The 19,646-nt window shown below is 49.1% G+C and carries 15 protein-coding genes; 7 read left to right on the top strand and 8 right to left on the bottom strand.

Annotated elements, in window-relative coordinates; all coding sequences use genetic code 11:
* Window positions 1–339: 339 nt before the first annotated feature.
* The 3 genes from pyrB to ridA all read left to right on the top strand — a co-directional run bounded on the left by pyrB (window position 340) and on the right by ridA (window position 2,336).
* On the top strand, window positions 340–1,275 hold the full coding sequence (gene pyrB / locus K9N75_RS19425; RefSeq protein WP_008815380.1) for an aspartate carbamoyltransferase: 936 nt from the start codon (window positions 340–342) through the stop codon (window positions 1,273–1,275).
* Window positions 1,276–1,290: 15 nt separating this feature from the next.
* Entirely contained in the window at window positions 1,291–1,755 is a 465-nt protein-coding gene (gene pyrI / locus K9N75_RS19420) for an aspartate carbamoyltransferase regulatory subunit (RefSeq protein WP_004097184.1), read from the top strand.
* Between the two features lie 194 nt (window positions 1,756–1,949).
* Window positions 1,950–2,336 carry a 2-iminobutanoate/2-iminopropanoate deaminase gene (ridA, locus tag K9N75_RS19415; RefSeq protein ID WP_008815379.1) on the top strand — a complete coding sequence of 129 codons (387 nt, stop codon included), beginning with the start codon at window positions 1,950–1,952 and terminating at the stop codon, window positions 2,334–2,336.
* 65 nt (window positions 2,337–2,401) lie between these two features.
* On the opposite strand, the gene kch is transcribed toward ridA, so the two are convergent.
* From kch to glpT, 8 genes are all read right to left on the bottom strand, one after another.
* Window positions 2,402–3,595, bottom strand: coding sequence for a voltage-gated potassium channel protein (gene kch, locus K9N75_RS19410; protein ID WP_008815378.1), 1,194 nt, complete (start codon window positions 3,593–3,595; stop codon window positions 2,402–2,404).
* 153 nt (window positions 3,596–3,748) lie between these two features.
* Window positions 3,749–5,284 (bottom strand): acetaldehyde dehydrogenase ExaC, encoded by a 1,536-nt coding sequence (gene exaC, locus K9N75_RS19405; RefSeq protein ID WP_061059491.1) that lies wholly within the window; start codon window positions 5,282–5,284, stop codon window positions 3,749–3,751.
* Between the two features lie 185 nt (window positions 5,285–5,469).
* Window positions 5,470–7,338 (bottom strand): selenocysteine-specific translation elongation factor, encoded by a 1,869-nt coding sequence (gene selB, locus K9N75_RS19400; protein ID WP_224452022.1) that lies wholly within the window; start codon window positions 7,336–7,338, stop codon window positions 5,470–5,472.
* Complete coding sequence (gene selA / locus K9N75_RS19395; RefSeq protein ID WP_130995837.1) at window positions 7,335–8,738, bottom strand: L-seryl-tRNA(Sec) selenium transferase; 1,404 nt, start codon at window positions 8,736–8,738, stop codon at window positions 7,335–7,337. Before selA ends, selB begins: the two co-directional genes overlap by 4 nt.
* A gap of 102 nt (window positions 8,739–8,840) precedes the next feature.
* On the bottom strand, window positions 8,841–9,452 hold the full coding sequence (locus tag K9N75_RS19390; protein ID WP_224452021.1) for a glutathione S-transferase: 612 nt from the start codon (window positions 9,450–9,452) through the stop codon (window positions 8,841–8,843).
* 203 nt (window positions 9,453–9,655) lie between these two features.
* Entirely contained in the window at window positions 9,656–9,934 is a 279-nt protein-coding gene (locus tag K9N75_RS19385) for a YdgH/BhsA/McbA family protein (RefSeq protein WP_008815373.1), read from the bottom strand.
* Window positions 9,935–10,333: 399 nt separating this feature from the next.
* Window positions 10,334–11,410 carry a glycerophosphodiester phosphodiesterase gene (gene glpQ / locus K9N75_RS19380; protein WP_039184672.1) on the bottom strand — a complete coding sequence of 359 codons (1,077 nt, stop codon included), beginning with the start codon at window positions 11,408–11,410 and terminating at the stop codon, window positions 10,334–10,336.
* Between the two features lie 144 nt (window positions 11,411–11,554).
* Window positions 11,555–12,910, bottom strand: coding sequence for a glycerol-3-phosphate transporter (gene glpT / locus K9N75_RS19375; RefSeq protein WP_008815371.1), 1,356 nt, complete (start codon window positions 12,908–12,910; stop codon window positions 11,555–11,557).
* Between the two features lie 447 nt (window positions 12,911–13,357).
* Between glpT and glpA the strand changes: the two genes are divergently transcribed.
* The 4 genes from glpA to K9N75_RS19355 all read left to right on the top strand — a co-directional run bounded on the left by glpA (window position 13,358) and on the right by K9N75_RS19355 (window position 19,636).
* Window positions 13,358–15,013 (top strand): anaerobic glycerol-3-phosphate dehydrogenase subunit A, encoded by a 1,656-nt coding sequence (glpA, locus tag K9N75_RS19370; RefSeq protein ID WP_224452020.1) that lies wholly within the window; start codon window positions 13,358–13,360, stop codon window positions 15,011–15,013.
* The gene (gene glpB / locus K9N75_RS19365; protein ID WP_008815369.1) at window positions 15,003–16,274 is read left to right on the top strand and encodes a glycerol-3-phosphate dehydrogenase subunit GlpB; all 1,272 of its coding nucleotides are present in this window, start codon (window positions 15,003–15,005) and stop codon (window positions 16,272–16,274) included. Before glpA ends, glpB begins: the two co-directional genes overlap by 11 nt.
* Entirely contained in the window at window positions 16,271–17,470 is a 1,200-nt protein-coding gene (gene glpC, locus K9N75_RS19360; RefSeq protein ID WP_008815368.1) for an anaerobic glycerol-3-phosphate dehydrogenase subunit GlpC, read from the top strand. The genes glpB and glpC overlap by 4 nt, the downstream gene beginning before the upstream one ends.
* A gap of 594 nt (window positions 17,471–18,064) precedes the next feature.
* Window positions 18,065–19,636, top strand: a complete 1,572-nt coding sequence (locus K9N75_RS19355; protein WP_224452019.1) for a PTS transporter subunit EIIC — start codon at window positions 18,065–18,067, stop codon at window positions 19,634–19,636.
* Window positions 19,637–19,646 lie beyond the last annotated feature (10 nt).

Raw genomic sequence — 19,646 nt, 5'->3', positions numbered from 1 at the left:
ACTGGTTTTTGTTATCCGGCAGAGAAAAGGTAAACGTTTGCGCAGGATCATTAAAACAGCAATTTATCGCTTGCACACGCGCTCCGGCTGAGTATAATGCCCGACAATTTGCCGGGAGACTGCATGAAAAACGTTGTGGCTATGAGTGCTGTTTGGGTCGCTAGTCGACTAAACGCCCTGCCTGAACAAGGCGGCTGCCACCGTTTTTTCCTTCCGTTGCTAAAACGATCGTTAATCGCCCCTCAATGAGGGGCTTTTTTTTGCCCAGCGATCGCGTTGATGACATTTTAAACATCCAGTAACCCCAGCCAGCGGGCGTGAAAAACAGGAGAACAAGAAATGGCTAATCCGTTGTATAACAAAGATATCATTTCCATAAACGATCTAAATCGTGATGAGTTGGAGTTGGTATTACGCACTGCTGCAAGCCTGAAGGCACACCCGCAGCCAGAATTGTTGAAGCACAAAGTGATTGCCAGCCTGTTCTTCGAGGCTTCCACGCGAACTCGTCTCTCTTTCGAAACCTCCATGCACCGCCTTGGTGCCTCCGTAGTTGGCTTCTCCGACAGCAGCAACACGTCTCTGGGTAAGAAAGGTGAAACGCTGGCAGACACTATTTCCGTTATCAGTACCTATGTTGACGCGATAGTGATGCGTCATCCGCAAGAGGGGGCTGCACGTTTGGCCACCGAGTTTTGTGGTTCCATTCCGGTGGTAAATGCCGGTGATGGCTCCAATCAGCACCCAACACAAACGCTGCTGGATTTATTCACTATTCAGGAAACGCAGGGCCGTTTAAATAACATCAATATCGCGATGGTAGGCGATTTGAAATATGGCCGCACAGTGCATTCATTAACTCAGGCGCTGGCGAAGTTTGAGGGAAATCGTTTTTACTTCATCGCACCGGATGCGTTGGCGATGCCAGCTTATATTTTAAAAATGCTGGATGAAAAAGAAATTCAGTACAGCCTGCACACCAGTATCGAAGAAGTGATACCGGAATTAGATATTCTGTATATGACCCGTGTACAGAAAGAGCGCTTAGATCCGTCAGAATATGTGAACGTAAAATCACAGTTTGTTTTACGCGCTTCTTCTTTGGAAGGCGCTCGCGACAATATGAAAGTGCTACATCCACTGCCACGTATTGATGAGATCACCAATGATGTTGATAGCACGCCATATGCTTATTATTTCCAGCAGGCAGGCAACGGCATCTTCGCTCGTCAGGCATTGTTGGCACTGGTATTAAACGCTGAACTGAACTTTTAATCGAGGACGCTAAACATGACACACGATAATAAATTACAGGTAGAAGCGATTAAACGTGGCACGGTGATTGACCACATTCCAGCGCAGGTTGGTTTTAAACTGTTAACGTTGTTTAAACTTACTGAAACCGACCAGCGAATTACCATTGGCTTGAATTTGCCTTCCAATGCGCAGGGACGTAAAGATCTGATTAAGATTGAAAACGTCTTTTTGACTGAAGAACAAGTGAACCAGCTCTCTTTATATGCCCCGAAAGCGACGGTAAACCGCATCGACAACTATGAGGTTGTACTGAAGCTGACACCAACGCTGCCGGAGCAGATTGACCACGTGTTGGACTGTCCAAACAGCAACTGCATTAGCCGTAGTGAGCCGGTTTCTTCCAGCTTTAAGGTTCGTGTTCGTCAAGACGAGGTGCTGTTGAAGTGTAAATACTGTGAGAAAGAGTTTGAGCATCATGCGGTGATGCAAAACGCTTAGTATCGTTTTCTTCTAATCCTCTTTTTGGCAGGACGCAGCCATGGCAGAGAGGAGGCGATTGCAATAGAAATTTCCAGATTTACTCGGGTTTGCGAGGCCGCGGGTGGGTTTTAGCTGGCGGCTTCCTTATAATAGGCGACGAATTTATTCTTAATATTCATCATGCACATCCGAAAATCCTAATAGGAGTAGATATGTCACGCATTATCAGTACAGAGAACGCACCAGCCGCAATCGGTCCTTATGTTCAGGGCGTTGATCTGGGTAGCATGATCATCACTTCTGGTCAGATCCCAGTGAATCCGAAAAATGGTCAGGTTGCTGAAGACGTTTCTGCACAGGCTCGTCAGTCTCTGGAAAACGTGCAGGCTATCGTTGAAGCCGCTGGTCTGAAAGTGTCAGATATTGTGAAAACTACCGTTTTCGTTAAAGATCTGAATGACTTTGCGACTGTTAACGCAACTTACGAAGCGTTCTTCTCTGAGCACAATGCGCCATTCCCAGCGCGTTCTTGCGTTGAAGTTGCTCGTCTGCCAAAAGACGTGAAAATTGAAATCGAAGCGATCGCTGTTCGTCGTTAATTCTTCGATTCCAAACGTGATTCAGGCCAGCTTTTGCTGGCCTGTTTTGTTTTCGGTCGTGGCTATCAGCCTTTTTCGACGTCTTTTACCGAAGACGTGTTACCGAAGAACAACTCTGTAATCAGCTTGTCGTCAATCGGCTCGCCGCTGAGCGTTCTTACCAACAGTTCACTGCCCAACAATTGGAGTGAGAACACCATGTCAGGTTGGACGCGTTTGATTTTTTGCAGATGCTTACTGGCATTGACCACTGAAATAGTTTTAGTATTCGCGTTCGCCACCTCTTTAGCCGCCAGCACAATAAACGCATTTTCTGCGTCATCATCGCGCAGTGCCAGAATGAATTTCGCCTTAGCCGCACCCGCTTCAATTAGCACTTTAGCACTAGAAGGGTCGCCAATAATCAGGTCGGTATCGGGGGGATACTCGTGGGAAACATTTGGTGGAACGATAACGGTTAGCGCATCGCCACGTTGCTTAAGCCCAAGGTAGACGCTTAGCGCCAGCGGAGTAGCGCCCGCGATAATGAAGTGATTTTTACGCATCACGTGAGAAATCCTGCCTTTCACTAATCGTTTTAAATTACCGCCAATCACCGGTCCGATAATGGCGCTGATCGACGTCGCAAATACGGTAATTCCCATCACGATAACGGATACGGTAAACAGCCTTGCGGTTGCCGTGTGGGGGACAATATCGCCAAAACCTACCGTTGACATACTAACTACGGAGAAATAAAACGCGGTCGGCATATCGAGAATGGGCGGCGCAAATTCACCGCCTAAATAAAGCGAACCGAATACGGCATACAACAATAAAGAAGCGAAGCTGACCAAGGCGAATAGCCCGCCAGCGGCTAAGCTCGCGTGATCAAAGCGCCGCCAATAGACTATCAGCAAGAGCGACAGGATTACGGCATAGAAGAATAGACCTAAACTTCCCTGCGGAGCCAAAAAACTGAGCGTTCCAGTCACCAGTAACAATAGCAGCGAAAATGCCCATGCCACTCGGGCTCGTAGCAATAGGCCAAACGCCATTAATATCAAACCAAAACCGAGTACAAACTGTGGGATCTCCAGTAGACCCACGACAGAAAGCGTGTCTTTCCATGAGCTGAACGTGCTGATGGCACTCGGCACATAGTCAAACGCCCGCAGCATTACAGGGCGCATGAAAAAGTAGCCATAAACGGCCACTAATACGGCCAGACACCAGTGCGGCTTAAACAGAGCGATAAATTTATGGAATAGTTTTTTCACGGCAAAGGGACTGATTCAAATAAAAAAAGTGTAGCGCGAAACAACAATGAATAACAGTGAGTATCGGGCTGCGGCAGCTAAGCTGCTCCACCCCTATGTGGGGAGGAGCAAGGCAACTTTCGAAAAAACCAATGTGCTTTGGAGTAAATGATATTAGAAGAAACCTTGCGGTTTATCGCTGTAGCTTACCAGTAAGCATTTGGTTTGCTGATAATGCTCTAACATCATTTTATGTGTTTCTCGCCCGATGCCAGACTGTTTATATCCACCGAAAGCGGCGTGTGCTGGATAAGCATGGTAGCAGTTTGTCCATACGCGTCCGGCCTGAATGCCACGCCCCATTTGGTATGCGACGGTTCCGTTACGAGTCCAAACGCCAGCGCCGAGACCGTAGTCCGTATCATTAGCTAATTCGAGCGCTTCGGCCTGGTTTTTGAAAGTGGTGACGGCTAATACAGGACCGAAAATCTCTTCTTGGAATACGCGCATACTATTTTTGCCAAACAGGATGGTTGGTTCTAAGTAGTATCCGCTGCCTAATCCGCCCTCTAACGCGCGTTTACCGCCGCCAGTCAATACGCGGGCACCTTCCTTCTTACCTAATTCGATGTACTTTAAAATCGTGTCCATCTGTCCGGAGGATACCTGCGCGCCCATCTGGGTATTCGTGTCTAGCGGGTTTCCTGAACGAATGGATTCGACACGTTTGATTGCACGTTCCATAAAGCGCTCATAGATGGATTCCTGCACCAGTGCACGGCTTGGGCAGGTACAGACTTCACCTTGGTTAAAAGCAAACATGGCAAAGCCTTCTAACGCTTTATCAAAGAAGGAGTCTTCTTTGTCCATAACGTCGGCAAAGAAGATATTCGGTGATTTTCCCCCGAGCTCTAGCGTAACAGGGATCACGTTTTTGGCGGCATATCCCATGATTTGCTGGCCAACTTCGGTGGAACCCGTGAAGGCCACTTTAGCGATGCGTGGCGAAGTTGCCAGATACTCGCCGATTTCTCCACCTGCACCGTTAACGACGTTGAGCACACCTTCTGGCAACAAATCACCGATTAACTCCATCATGATAAGGACTGACATTGGCGTTAGCTTGGCGGGTTTAAGAACGATGCAGTTACCGGCGGCCAGCGCTGGAGCCATTTTCCAGCACGCCATTAGCAGCGGGAAGTTCCATGGAATGATTTGTCCGACCACGCCCAGAGGTTCATGAAAATGGTAGGCTACGGTATCGCTGTCGATTTCGCTGATGCCACCTTCCTGCGCGCGAATACAGGATGCAAAGTAACGAAAATGGTCGATAGCCAGAGGCACATCGGCGTTTAGAGTTTCACGAATGGGTTTACCGTTATCCCAAGTTTCAGCATGGGCTAACAGTTCCAGATTTTGCTCCATGCGGTCAGCGATTTTAAATAATACGCTGGCACGTTGTTGCACTGATGTTTTACCCCATGCGTCTTTGGCGGCGTGTGCTGCATCAAGTGCGAGATCCACATCTTTTTTGCTCGAGCTGGCAACCTCACATAGTGCTTGTCCAGTGACAGGTGTTAGGTTGGTAAAATATTCCCCTTCAACTGGAGCGACCCATTTCCCACCAATAAAGTTGTCATAGTGTGATTTGAGTTTGAGAGGCGATTGGCCGCTGCCTGGGGTGAGAGTATCGAGAGCGTGATTCGTCATTACTGTCTCCTTTAGTCCGTAGTGGCAGGTACAGTGAAACGTCATAAACCTCAGCGCAGAATGCGCAGGGTATTAGCTCTTTAAGCGTAGTGCGTTAGGTAATCACGTGAGCTGACAGGGTGTGAATATACGGAAGGGATCACAGTTTGGTGCGCAAATGCGCACCAAAAAGCCATTAAGGGGGATTACTCATCGCTAAATAACGCGCTGTCTCGGAGTAAATGATCGTTGCCACGACGACGGGTGAATCCGCTGCGATCGAAAAATTCAAGGATCTGGATGGCAAGTTTACGGCCCACGCCTAGACGATCGCGGAAATCTGCTGCTGAAGTACTGCCTTGAGTCGCATCCATTGCACGGATCAGATCGGCAAATTGGTGCATGCGTTCGGTGCGATAGTATCGATCTTTGACTACGGCGGTGATATACCCTTGCAGCGCCGCCTGACGCAGTAACTGACGCATTTCGTTTTCATCAACCTTCAATTCATTGGCCAGATCGCGCACCCACCAAGGCGCATCTTGCATCAATGGCTCGACATTTTCCCACAATGCCTGTTGGGCAGGAGTCATGGTTAAACCATGTTGAGGCAGATGCAGCCAACCGCGGCTATTTACAATGAGTTTGTTAGCGAGCAACTGGTTGATAAGCGTAAACACCAGAGATTCTGGCTCAACGGGGAGCGCCATGCGACGCAGGCGAGCCCGGCCTACGCCCATCTGATCGTTATGCTGCTCATGGAACAAGGCAAGCGTATCTAGCAAACGCTGTTGGAACTGATTAGCTAATTCGTTAGACAGTGCATAGTCACCGACCACGAGTAGATCATCGGAGTGGAATAGCTCGCTACAGTGTTCTGTGGTGAGCTGACGTTCCCAAGCAAAATTAGGAATCGAAAGTGTGCCCTTTGGAAGACGGAGTGCGAGCACCTCAGCATCGGATTTAGCGTTAGCAATTTGTTGAAGCCAATTCAAAAAGACGGGGAGACGTTTGCCTCGACGCGGAGATGAAATCTGCAAAACGCGTGCGGCACCCAGCGTGGTTCGAGCGGAGATATCGCGCACGATCAGCGTGTCGTTTTCGACCAGCCACAGCGGGCTATCAAGCACCAACTCAGCCAACTGAACCACGCTTTCTGGAGATTGTTCTTCCAGTAGAGAGATACGACCAGTGATATGGCTGGCTGCATGGTGCAGATGCAGCGGCTGCCAATGCTGAATTGGCGCGATGGGATCGAGCGCAACCAGAATCCGCGTGCTTGCAGCCTCAGATGGACGCTGGGCCAGTAGCCAATCGCCACGGCTAATTTGATCTTTATTCACCTCGCCACTGAGATTTAACGCAATGCGTTGTCCTGCATGAGCATTCTCAGATGGTTGATTCTGAGCGTGAATTCCGCGTACGCGTACCGGTCGATCGCAGCCGGTCAACCATAAGCTATCGCCTACGCTGACATGTCCAGCCAACGCGGTGCCGGTAACAACGAGACCAGCGCCTTTCACGCTAAAGGCACGGTCAATTGCCAGACGGAAGCGTTTGTCTAAATGGGCTGGCGCCTCGGTCAATGCGATGAGGTGTGTTCGCAACGCTTCGATTCCGTCACCCTGTGAGGCTGCGGTAACAAATATGGGGGCGTCGCGCCATCCCATCTGATTGAGCAACTCGGTGACCTGCTCATGGACTTCATTGATGCGTTCACTATCTACGCGATCGGCTTTGGTTAGCGCAACGGTTAGCGCGGGTTTGCCCGCTAAGCGTAACAGCGTTAGGTGTTCACGCGTTTGTGCCATCACGCCGTCATCGCAGGCGACGACCAGTAAAGCGTGTGGAATGCCACCGATCCCTGCCAGCATGTTAGCGAGGAACTTTTCATGGCCGGGGACATCGATAAAACCAAGTACCGTACCATTTTCTAAAGGGAGATAGGCATAGCCGAGATCGATCGTCATACCGCGGCGTTTTTCTTCCGGCAAACGGTCTGCATCAACGCCGGTTAACGCCTGTAGCAGGGTGGTTTTTCCGTGGTCAACGTGCCCAGCGGTTGCAATAATCATGGGCGTAACTCCTGTAATAACGCGAGCAAAAGTCCTTCTTCATCTTCTAGACAGCGTAAGTCCAGCCATAGTTTACCTTCGCCAATACGGCCAATGACTGGGCATGGTAGGGCGCGCCATTGCTGGGAAAGCGCATCCAATTCCCCCCCTTTTCCACTGTGCGGCATGAATGTAATAGCGACGCTGGGGAGTCGGTCAATAGGGAGTGAGCCGCTGCCTATTTGCGACTGGCATGGCGTAATGGCTACGTTAAACTGCTCGGCAAAATGGCGTTGCAGTGGTGGCAATAGGCGCTCGGCGCAGGCGCGAATCTCTGACTCAGGGCGTGTCATATGGCGCAGCGTTGGCAGTGATTGTGCGAGTTTCTCCGGCTGCTGATAGAGCTGGAGCGTCGCGTCGAGCGCCGCCAGCGTCATCTTGCCGCAACGCAGCGCACGCTTGAGCGGGTGGTTTTGCAGTTGCTCAATTAATTTGCGTTTGCCGACGATAATGCCTGCCTGAGGGCCGCCGAGTAGCTTATCACCGGAGAAGCTCACTAAATCTACGCCGTCGGCGATCAGTGTCTGTGGCATGGGTTCTGCTGGCAAACCGTAGCAAGCCATGTTGATCAGAGATCCACTGCCTAGATCGGTGATGACCGGAATACCCGTTTCCTGCCCCAAGGCGACCAGCTCAGCTTCGTTAACCGCTGAGGTAAAGCCTTGAATCGCATAGTTACTGGTATGCACCTTCATCAGCAATGCCGTGTTTTCATTGATCGCTTGGCGATAATCTTTCAGATGGGTGCGGTTGGTGGTGCCGACTTCAGCCAGTTCGCAGCCTGCCTGACGCATGACGTCTGGAATGCGAAATGCGCCGCCGATCTCCACCAGTTCACCACGCGAGACAATAACCTGTTTGTTGTTGGCTAATGCGGCCAGCATCAGCAATACCGCTGCGGCATTATTGTTGACGATACAGGCATCTTCCGCGCCGGTTAATTCACACAGTCGATCGGCTATCGCACGGTCGCGGTGCCCTCGGCCTGCACCGTCGAGATCGTACTCCAGCGTGACTGAGTGGCGCATAGCGAGAGCAGTGGCGTCGATGGCCTGTTCAGCCAGCAGTGCGCGGCCTAGATTGGTATGCAACACGGTGCCTGTAAGGTTAAACACTTGCTGTAACGCGTTTTTCTGGCTAGCGGAGAGCTGATGAGCGACAGCCAGTTCCCAATTATCGCACCACGCGGGAAGCTGTTGCTCGGCACGAATACGGTCGCGCGCCTGCTGTTGCAGCTCACGCAGGGTTTTAGTGACGAGCTGTGTGCCATAGGTTTTCAACAAGGGTTGAAAAGTGTCGTCGCGTAACAGGGTATCGACGGACGGAATTTGACTGTAAAGAGTCTGGCTGTCTGCGCTCATGGTGATCTCACGCCTTTATCATCGTAATGGCGAATATGATAAAGGCTGAGGGCGCAAGAATATACCCTTCATCCTTGAAGGTGCATTATCGGTTCTGCTCAATCAGCTGACCGGTGGTTCCGTGCGGGTAAAGCTTTCACGTTTAAATAAACGCTCGGCCAGTTTCACTAGCTCTGGACGATTCACGCACCAGTTTGGCGCTACGCGACGGAAGTTGAGATATCCCAGACAGCAGCCGGTTGCAACGTCAGCCAATGTCATCTGCGGCCCGTTGAGCCACTTGCCGTCTTTGGCATGTTTTTCCAGCGCGTCTAAACTGCGATCGATTTTGCTACGTTGGCGGATGATCCAATCGCTATTTTGTTTATCCGCAGGGCGCATCATTTCTTGCACCAAAAGTACAGCTGCATCGCAGATACCGTCTGACAGGGCTTCTAGCTGGCGAATGCGCAGCGCTTGTTGGCGATCTTCGGGCAAAAATTTTGGTGAGGCATCCAAGAGATCGACGTATTCAGCGATGATCGGTGAATCATAAAAAATTTCACCGTCAGCAGTCACTAACGCGGGGATTTTGCCGAGCGGATTGTATTGCGGTACGTGAGTGGTGCTTTCCCATGGGATATCATTAACAAATTCAAAGGTTAGCCCTTTTTCCAACAACAGTATAAAGATTTTTCGCACGTAGGGGCTGGTATAGCTGCCAATGAGTTTCATTGTCCCTGTCCTTATCCAATAGTTGAGAGTTTATAGCCGTCATACTTCAAGCTGCATTTTTGGTGGCTGCGTGCGCTCACTGACCGTCTCAATGCAACTTGAGTCATTTGGCTAATGAAGAGGATTTAGGGATGAGTATGGCAGAAACGCCTCGCATAGAAAGAGGGAACCGACCACGGTATGCGGCCGGTTGATAAAATAGTTTACTTCTTCTTATAAATCTCAGCGGTACCGCGGGCAATATCTCCCATGCCTTCGGTGCCAACAGAGGTTATACGATACGCATCAGCATCTTTTTCTTCGGCTTTTTTCTCCAATTTTTTGACGATATCGTCCATGGTTCCGTCACGAACTTCTGCGCTGACATCGCCGATTTTGGTGTATTTCTCCATATCGGAATGTTTGATTTCATCGGCTGCGCTAGAGAATGCAGAGAAAGAAAGCAGAGAGGCCCCTGCGATTGCCAGAAGATATTTATTCATTTCTTTAATCCTCAATTTATTATTGGGTTACTGATTGGGGTCAATTTGAAACTCAAAACAGCATTGTGACGCCTAACAAGATGAGATGATTAAGAACGCTAACAAGCGTGTTTTTTGAACACGTTTTAAGCGTAGTGGATATTTTCAGAAATGATAGGGGAAAACGGTCTAATGGGATTGCAGGGGACGAGTTCCCCTGTATGAGCGCAGCACGCGTATGCTTATCGGTTTCTATTTAATGATGGTGTAAATATCGGCACTTCATCTTGTAGCGATAATATTTATTATAGAGTGACTGATAATACAGACAGCCATTATTATTCGTGATTGAACTGTTGATATAGAATAAGAAAACAGGGAGCGTATGCTCCCTGTTTAGATAATGATGAAACTTAAATATTATTTATGTTGACCTTGTTTTTCTAAGAACTGCACGCCTTTATCTGGGAAATCGGTAAATACCCCATCAACGCCGGCTTTGTTGTAGATCAGATCGTACAGTTGGTCGCCGTTACTCACGTAGTCAGGCAGTGCGTCAACGCGAATGGTATAGGGATGTACTACCATTTTGACTGCGTGAGCATCGGTAACCATCGCGGTGAGTTTCGGGTTCTCTTTGGTTGCATCTTTCCCCACCAACATATGGTAATCAGGGCCAATACCATCGGCGTATTGAGCAATCTGTTTCATCGCGCCTGGCTTGAACATCCAGTCGTAATCGTAGTTTATCCATGTCCCGTCAGGTTTCTTTTCGTAGGTTTCATTCCAGTCGGTATAGGCGATTAACTGAACCAGTTTCAGATCCATGCCCATCTTAGGTTCAAGCTCATTTTTAATGCGTTTGAGCTCGTTAGGATCGAAACATTGCAGGTAGACGTTATCGTTCTTGCCGGTATAGCCGTATTGCTTAAGCACCTGCAATACTTTGGTGGAGATATCTTTGCCTTCCTGCTGGTGGAACCACGGCGCCTTGATCTCTGGGTAAATCCCGATATTTTTACCCGTTGAGTGGTTTAGACCCTGAACGAATTCAATCTCTTCTTCAAAGGTATGGATACGGAAATCCGATTTGCCCATAGGGAAACGGCCCGGATAGCTTTGCACACGCTTGCCGTCTTTTATGTCAAAGCCTTCGGTGAATTTCAGAGACTTGATTTCATCGAGCGTGAAATCGATAGCGTAATAGCGACCATCCTTGCGCGCGCGATCTGGGAAACGATCAGCGACGTCGGTGACGCGATCTAGATAATGATCGTGTAGTACAACCAGATGGTCATCCTTGGTCATCACCAGATCTTGTTCTAAATAATCAGCCCCTTGTGCATAGGCCATCGCCTTGGATGGCAAGGAGTGCTCAGGTAGATATCCGCTCGCTCCGCGATGGGCGATAACCACTTTATCGGCAGCCTGAGCACTCATGGCCAGAGTTCCGCTTAGCAGCAGGCCAGCCATAATCGTATTGAATCGTAGGTTCATGGTTTTCCCTTATTATTTTCCACGCCCGTGTTGCTTCACATTGCATTGTATTGGTATCCAGATTGAATGCATTAGGCGCTACCGAGGTAAAAAAAGGCCGCGACGCAAGGAGTTACGACGCGGCCTAATGAAACACATCAATGGTTAGTTTCCGCGGTTTGCCGCGATCTGTTCGTGATGTTTCTTCTCGTTGATCATCACGATTAACAGCAGGATAACGGCCAGAATGCTACCGCCAATCATCACCATAAAGCCGCCGTCCCAGCCGAAGAAGTCAACGGTGTAGCCCACGATGGCGCTAGCAGCAACGGAGCCGCCAAGGTAACCAAACAGACCGGTAAATCCGGCTGCGGTCCCCGCCGCTTTCTTCGGTGCCAGTTCAAGCGCGTGCAGGCCGATCAGCATCACAGGACCGTAGATCAGGAAGCCGATGATGATCATACAAGCCATATCGACGCCAGGATTACCCGCAGGGTTCATCCAGTAGACGATGGTGGCGATTGTCACCAGTACCATGAAGAACACGCCTGTAGCGCCACGGTTGCCGCGGAAGACTTTATCCGACATCCAGCCACACAGCAGGGTGCCCGGAATGCCCGCGTATTCATACAGGAAGTAAGCCCAAGAGGATTTATCCAGTGCGAAGTGTTTCACTTCTTTCAGATACGTTGGTGACCAGTCCAAAATGCCGTAGCGCAGCAGATAAACAAACACGTTAGCGATAGCGATATACCACAACAGTTTGTTTGGCAGCACGTACTGCATGAAGATTTGTTTAGCAGTTAGTTCTTCTTCTGCTTTTTCACTGTAATCATCGGGATAGTCGTTTTTATATTCTTCAATCGGTGGCAGGCCACAGGACTGAGGAGTATCACGCATCAGACCAAAAGCGATCAGCGCTACTAAGATAGCGGCGATAGCCGGCATATAGAGTGCGGCGTGCCAGTCGTTAAACCATGCCATACCCAGCAGGAACAGCAACGGAGGTAAACCGCCCCCCACGTTATGGGCACAGTTCCAGACCGAAACGATACTGCCGCGCTCTTTCTGCGACCACCAGTGAACCATGGTACGGCCACATGGTGGCCATCCCATTCCCTGGAACCAGCCACACAGGAACAGCAGCACGAACATTACCGCGATGCTTGAGGTAGCCCACGGCACAAAGCCCATGAACAGCATGACCGCGGCAGCTAAGATCAAACCCGCAGGTAAGAAGACGCGTGGGTTGGAGCGGTCAGAGACCGAGCCCATGATGAATTTGGAAAAACCGTAGGCGATGGAGATACCTGAAAGCGCAAAGCCTAGGTCGCCACGAGAGAAGCCTTGCTCGATGAGGTAAGGCATGGCCAGAGTAAAGTTTTTACGCACCAGATAGTAGGCCGCGTAACCGAAGAAGATCCCCATGAAGATCTGCCAACGTAAGCGACGATAGGTCGGATCGACCTGCGCGTCAGGCAGTCGCTTGACGTGCGCTGCGGGTTTAAAAATGCTTAACATATAGATATGCCTCCGATGGCTTTCTCATTCTTTTGTGTTTCCTTTATCGATTCCCCAGTGAGCTCGGTAAAGGTCTGCTGTGTGCCTATGATAAGTAGAACAGCAATGTTTTAATTTTTGTGCCGCTTTCCGTTCAGCAAAGTGTTATCCATTTTCTTTTTCGAGCGTAGGGTATTCAAACGCGCATTTCTTTACTGTGAGAGATCGCTCAAATTGTTACAGTTTTATGAATGCGATGCTGATTTTGAGCGGTTAGTTAATTTTTTGAAACCAAAAATCATACTACCCCAGTGATAATGATCACAAAAATGGTTAAATGCGCGCTAATCACTTTCGTTTTGTGCGCGTATTTGCTCCTTATCAAACAATTTTAGTGTGGGTTATGTCTTAATAGCCCTAATCGTTTTATCCGCATATTCATTGTTGTGAAAAGGTCGGGAGCCATTCATGTTACAAAGCCCAGCGACACAAGAGACTGATGTCATCATCATCGGGGGCGGTGCTACCGGTGCAGGGATTGCACGCGACTGCGCACGGCGTGGCCTACGCTGCATTTTATTGGAACGTCACGATATTGCGACGGGAGCAACCGGTCGTAACCATGGCTTATTGCACAGCGGTGCGCGTTATGCGGTAACCGATGGCGAATCCGCGCGTGAATGTATTGAAGAAAATAAAATTCTTAAGCGGATCGCTCGCCATTGCGTAGAACGTTCCGACGGGCTTTTTATCACGCTTCCTGAAGACGATTTGGGTTTTCAGTCCGGCTTTATTGAAGCCTGCCAAAAAGCGGGTATTGATGCGCAGGCCATCGACCCGAAAGAAGCGCTACGGCTTGAGCCTGCGGCAAACCCAGCGTTGATTGGGGCGGTACGCGTGCCAGATGGCACTGTCGATCCTTTCCGTTTAACCGCAGCGAACATGTTGGATGCTCGTGAGCATGGAGCACAGGTACTGACCTATCATGAAGTTAGCGGTTTGTTACGCCATGGCGATCGGATTACCGGCGTGCGCGTTATCGACCATAAATCCCGTGAAAGTTATGAAATTCACGCTCAGATTGTGGTGAATGCCGCAGGGATCTGGGGGCAACATATTGCCGAATACGCGGATCTCCGCGTACGTATGTTCCCAGCTAAAGGTGCGTTGCTGATCTTAGGACACCGTATTAACAACATGGTGATCAACCGCTGTCGCAAGCCCGCCGATGCCGATATTTTGGTTCCTGGCGATACTATTTCACTTATTGGAACCACATCCACGCATATCGACTACGATCAAATCGACAATATGATCGTTACGCCTGAAGAAGTAGATATTCTGATCCGAGAAGGTGAAAAACTCTCACCTAAGATGGCGAGAACACGTATTTTGCGTGCTTATGCGGGTGTGCGCCCATTGGTTGCGAGCGATGACGATCCGAGTGGACGCAACGTTAGTCGTGGCATTGTTTTACTCGATCACGCGGTGCGCGATGGTTTGGAAGGCTTCATCACCATTACCGGTGGCAAGCTAATGACCTACCGCCTAATGGCGGAATGGGCTACGGATAAAGTCTGCGAAAAATTGGGTATCACAGCCGCTTGCACCACGGCGACGGAGGCATTACCCGGTTCCCAACATTCTGCAGAAGAGACGCTGCGCAAGGTGATTTCACTGCCGGCGACGATCCGTGGCTCCGCGGTGTATCGGCATGGCGATCGTGCCGATCGTATGCTGGCTGGGGATCGTTTGAGCAACAGCCTGGTGTGCGAGTGCGAAGCGGTCACCGCGGGTGAGGTACGCTATGCGGTTGATTCTCTGACGGTGAACAATTTAGTCGATCTACGTCGTCGTACGCGAGTGGGGATGGGCACCTGTCAGGGCGAGCTATGCGCTTGCCGCGCTGCTGGATTACTCAACCGCTTTAAAGTGACCACACCAAAACAGTCTATCGATCAACTGTCTCATTTCCTTAATGAACGCTGGAAGGGCGTACGTCCGATAGCGTGGGGTGATGCGCTACGTGAAAGCGAGTTTACAGCTTGGGTTTACCAAGGTTTATGCGGCATGGAAGCACCTACGGTGAATCAGAGTGTTCAGGAGAATGACAATGAAATTTGATACGGTAATGATCGGTGGTGGCTTAGCTGGGTTGTTGTGTGGCATTCGTTTGGCTGAAGCGGGACAAAAGTGTGCCATCGTTAGCTCCGGTCAAAGTGCGCTGCATTTCTCCTCTGGCTCCTTGGATTTACTCTGCCAACTGCCTGACGGTAGCCCTGTAGAACAGCCGTTTGCGGCGCTAGAGGCACTGTTTTCACAAGCTCCTCAACATCCTTATAGCTTGATGGGACACGATGCTGTGGTTCGTTATGCGGCTGAGTCAGAGCGTTTGTTAGAACGCAGTGGGCTGGCGCTGGTGGGAAGCTGCCAACAGAATCATTTGCGTGTGACCCCGCTAGGGACTCGACGCACTACTTGGCTGAGCCCGAATGAGGTTCCGGTAAGTGCTTTAGAGGAATCGCTGCCGTGGAAACGTGTATTGGTGGCTGGCATTGAGGGATTCCTCGATTTCCAACCACACTTGGTGGCCAACTCTTTAGCAGAGCAGGGCATTGAAACTAAAATTGCTGAGCTGACGCTGCCTGCGCTCGATCGCTTGCGTAATAACCCAAGTGAATTTCGCGCGGTGAATATTGCCCGTGTGCTGGATTTACCTGATAACCAACAGCTTCTGATCGAAGAGCTAAACCGTTTAGCCCAGCAGGTTGACGCCATCATCATGCCTGCCTGTGTCGGTATGGAGCAGGCTGACGCGCTAGAGCATCTACGTTCACGGGTGAAAACGCCGCTGCTACTATTGCCCACCTTACCACCTTCGGTGTTGGGTATGCGTTTGCACCACCTATTACGCCGTCGTTTTCAGGCATTGGGCGGCGTGATCATGCCTGGTGATGCGGCGCTAAGAGCCGATCTGGACGAGGGTAAAGAGGTTAGAATTTATACGCGTAACCATACCGATATTCCTCTACGCGCCCACAACGTAGTGCTCGCTAGCGGAAGTTTCTTTAGCAACGGTTTAAAAGCGGATTTCAACGGTGTTACTGAACCCGTATTTGGTTTAGACGTGATTAGCGAAAGTGCCCGAGCAAACTGGAGTCAGGAGAATATGTTTGCCCCTCAACCTTATTTACAGTTTGGGGTGAAAACGGATTCACAGCTACGGCCAACGATTGATGGCCAGCCTGTGAATAATCTGCGTGTTATTGGCGCGGTTTTAGGCGGCTATGATCCTATTCAACAAGGCTGTGGGGCTGGTGTGTCAATGCTGACGGCCTTGCATGCGGCAGAACTAATTTTGGCTAAGGCGGAGGGCGCGCTATGAGCCTACATGCAGATAACAGTTTCGAGAATTGCATTAAATGCACCGTGTGTACGACCTATTGTCCGGTCGCGAAGGTTAACCCGAACTACCCTGGGCCGAAACAGGCGGGGCCAGACGGCGAGCGTCTGCGCTTAAAAGATCCCCTGCTTTATGATGATGCGCTGAAATATTGTACCAACTGTAAGCGTTGTGAGGTCGCCTGTCCGTCAGACGTGAAAATCGGCGATATCATTCAGCGTGCTAAAGCGAATTACAGCCAACATAAACCCACGCTGCGTGATGCTATTCTGAGCCATACCGATTTGATGGGGACATTATCCACGCCGTTCGCCCCGATTGTGAATATGACTACTGGCCTTAAACCAGTACGTAAGTTGCTGGATAAGGCGCTGAAAATCGATCACCGTCGTGAGCTGCCAAAATACTCGCTGGGTACATTCCGCCACTGGTATAAGAAACAGGCGGCAGAGCAGGCTAAATTTGCAGATCAGGTCGCGTTCTTCCACGGCTGCTTTGTTAACTATAACCATCCTCAACTGGGTAAAGATCTGGTGAGCGTATTTAACGCGATGGGGATTGGTGTACAGCTGTTGAAGCGTGAGAAATGCTGCGGTGTTCCTTTGATCGCTAATGGTTTTATTGAACAGGCAAAAAAACAGGCACGTGTTAATGCTGAATCATTGACCGATGCCGTGATCGGGAAAGGGATCCCAGTGGTGGCGACCTCTTCTACCTGTGCATTCACTATTCGTGATGAATACCCACATGTGCTGGATGTAGATACGACTCAGGTGCGCGAACACGTAGAGTTGGCAACGCGCTATCTTTATCGCTTGTTAGACGGCGGGCGTGAGCTGAAACTCAAAAGCACGCCGATGAAAATCGCCTATCACACGCCGTGCCACATGGAAAAAATGGGCTGGACTCCATATACGTTGGCCTTGTTGCAGATGATCCCCGGTGTTGAGCTAACGGTTCTCGACTCTCAATGCTGTGGTATTGCAGGCACCTATGGTTTCAAAAAAGAAAACTATGAGACATCACAGGGAATTGGCGCAGGGCTGTTCCGCCAGATAGAAGAGAGCGGTGTCGATTTAGTGGTGACTGACTGTGAAACCTGTAAATGGCAAATAGAGATGTCGACAAGTAAGAAGTGTGAGCATCCTATTTCGTTGCTGGCAAGGGCAATAGCTTAAGGTTATACCTGTTCTCGGCTATGGTATGGCGGTGTGATGTTTTGATGGCTGATGTGGTTATGGTGTAAGGCTTCGACCGCCTATTAATAACCGTTTTTACATGTAGCCTCCGTCGAAGGCGTCCGATGAGTGCCCCATTGCGTGGGGCTCTCAACTCGCGCGCTTTTATTCGAGATGCGATTTCCGCTCCGGTTTGGTATCGCCCATCTTGGGCGCCCCGAACTCCACCGGTACATCCTTGTACCGGTGGCTCTTCCTACCAATACTTAAACTTTTAAAAGATAAAAACAAAGACAAAGCAATGTTGTTTTGTCTTTATCGTGTTTAAAGAGTGCATGCTAGAGCTGTCGGCGGGGTTTTTGCTGGCTGACGAAATATTTAATGTATGTCACATAAACTCTGGAATAACGAAATCTTCGTTTCACAATAAAGTGATTTACGTTGCCTTAAAACCGAAACAGGTGTGCATTTCGAGGCTGTTTGTGCCTATTTTTTGCAACAGGTTCCTTTTAAAAAATAGAGTTGCTATAAAGTCTGTACTGGAAGTGAACTTATTATAATTAATTCAACCCTACTAATAATAAAGGAACAACTATGTCTGGAATACGGCAACGTACTCTGGAGAGTATGCAGCAATTCTCCAGAGCGATGATCGGTGCAGTGTTATTTTTGCCAGTAATTGGTTTGATTCTGGCGTTTAGTTCAATCTTAACTAACCCAACGCTTATTTCGGAAACGAGTTTTCTCCATCAACTAGGCCAGTTATTAGGTGACACCTTTTGGCCTCTTTTTGGTAATTTAGGTTTGCTTTTCTGTGTGGGTATTAGTTATGGATTAGCCAAAGATAAGAAAACAGAAGTCGCGCTGGTTTCTGTTATGTGCTTTATTATGTTTCTTGGCGCTAATCATTCTTGGCTTGAGCATACAAATGCGATAGCTGATAAAATAAATGGTGAGTATTATGGCACGGGGCAAACTCAATTATTGGGTTTTGTCGTTGTCGATATGGGGATATTTCTCGGTATTATTCTTGGCTGCACTATTGCTTGGGTACATAATAAAGTTTCATCAATAGAATTACCCGGCGCGCTCTCTATGTATGGCGGTGCAAAGCTGACTCTCATTGCGATGACACCGGTGGTGATTATTTATGCTATTGCCTTCACGTGGTTCTGGCCAATAATGACTCACGGCATCACGGCGATGACTGGCTTTATGAAAAACGCAGGCGTTGCGGGTGTTTTTGTTTATGGTTTCTTTGAGAAGTTTTTAATCCCAACAGGCTTGCACCATTTTGTTTGGTCTCCTTTCCAGCTTACACAAATTGGTGGGTCGTTAACGGTAGATGGTCAAACGATATCTGGAACACAGGCTATCTTCCTAGCCTATATGCGCCATCCTGACCTGACACCCGTCATGAACGATGCGCTACGTTTCTCTCAGCAAGGCATGACGACTATTTTTGGCTTGTCCGGTGCTGCTTTGGCTTTTTATCATACTGCAAAGCCTGAAAAGAAAATGCTTGCCAAGGCCGTTTTACTGCCCGCTATCATTACGTCTATTTTAACCGGTATTACTGAACCTATTGAGTTCACATTCCTATTTATTTCTCCTCTTCTGTGGTTTATACATGCCACATTAACCGCTGCATCTCAGGCGATTTGTGATTTGTTAAGCGTGAGGCCATGGGGCGCATCAGGGCTAATTGAATTTCTTGCCTATAACCTTCCATTGCCTGTTTCATTAACACGCTGGCCACTCTATGTGTTAATCGGTATCGGCCAATTTATCGCGTATTACGTTATTTTTCGCACTATTGTTGTGAAATTAAAACTTAAAACGCCGGGTCGTGAAGATGACGACGAAGTGAAACTGTATAACAAGAAAGATTATCAAGAAAAAATACAGCAAGGTAAGAGCGGTAAGGAGACACAAATTGGTGAAATTATTAAAGGGCTAGGCGGAAAACAAAACATTATCTCTATCGATAATTGTTTCACTCGCCTACGTGTAGCCATTCATGATTTAAACCTCGTAGATGATGCCGTATTGAAAAAAACCGGTGCAAATGGCGTGGTGCGAAACAGAAATGAAGTTCAGGTTATATATGGCGTCAAAGTTGGGCAGGTGCGTTCCAAAGTTGATACCTGGCTAGCGGATAACTAATTGTGGAGTA

The organism is Hafnia paralvei (assembly GCF_020150375.1).
GTDB lineage: Bacteria > Pseudomonadota > Gammaproteobacteria > Enterobacterales > Enterobacteriaceae > Hafnia > Hafnia paralvei.
Note: the sequence above shows the minus strand (reverse complement) of the source record. Positions and strands in the feature narration are given on the sequence as shown.

Coding starts and splice junctions, on each gene's coding strand:
- pyrI (WP_004097184.1), top strand. CDS start 1,291: ATGACACACGATAATAAATTACAGGTAGAAGCGATTAAACGTGGCACG.
- selA (WP_130995837.1), bottom strand. CDS start 8,738: ATGAGCGCAGACAGCCAGACTCTTTACAGTCAAATTCCGTCCGTCGAT.
- ridA (WP_008815379.1), top strand. CDS start 1,950: ATGTCACGCATTATCAGTACAGAGAACGCACCAGCCGCAATCGGTCCT.
- exaC (WP_061059491.1), bottom strand. CDS start 5,284: ATGACGAATCACGCTCTCGATACTCTCACCCCAGGCAGCGGCCAATCG.
- glpT (WP_008815371.1), bottom strand. CDS start 12,910: ATGTTAAGCATTTTTAAACCCGCAGCGCACGTCAAGCGACTGCCTGAC.
- glpC (WP_008815368.1), top strand. CDS start 16,271: ATGAGCCTACATGCAGATAACAGTTTCGAGAATTGCATTAAATGCACC.
- K9N75_RS19390 (WP_224452021.1), bottom strand. CDS start 9,452: ATGAAACTCATTGGCAGCTATACCAGCCCCTACGTGCGAAAAATCTTT.
- glpB (WP_008815369.1), top strand. CDS start 15,003: ATGAAATTTGATACGGTAATGATCGGTGGTGGCTTAGCTGGGTTGTTG.
- K9N75_RS19385 (WP_008815373.1), bottom strand. CDS start 9,934: ATGAATAAATATCTTCTGGCAATCGCAGGGGCCTCTCTGCTTTCTTTC.
- pyrB (WP_008815380.1), top strand. CDS start 340: ATGGCTAATCCGTTGTATAACAAAGATATCATTTCCATAAACGATCTA.
- selB (WP_224452022.1), bottom strand. CDS start 7,338: ATGATTATTGCAACCGCTGGGCACGTTGACCACGGAAAAACCACCCTG.
- K9N75_RS19355 (WP_224452019.1), top strand. CDS start 18,065: ATGTCTGGAATACGGCAACGTACTCTGGAGAGTATGCAGCAATTCTCC.
- glpA (WP_224452020.1), top strand. CDS start 13,358: ATGTTACAAAGCCCAGCGACACAAGAGACTGATGTCATCATCATCGGG.
- glpQ (WP_039184672.1), bottom strand. CDS start 11,410: ATGAACCTACGATTCAATACGATTATGGCTGGCCTGCTGCTAAGCGGA.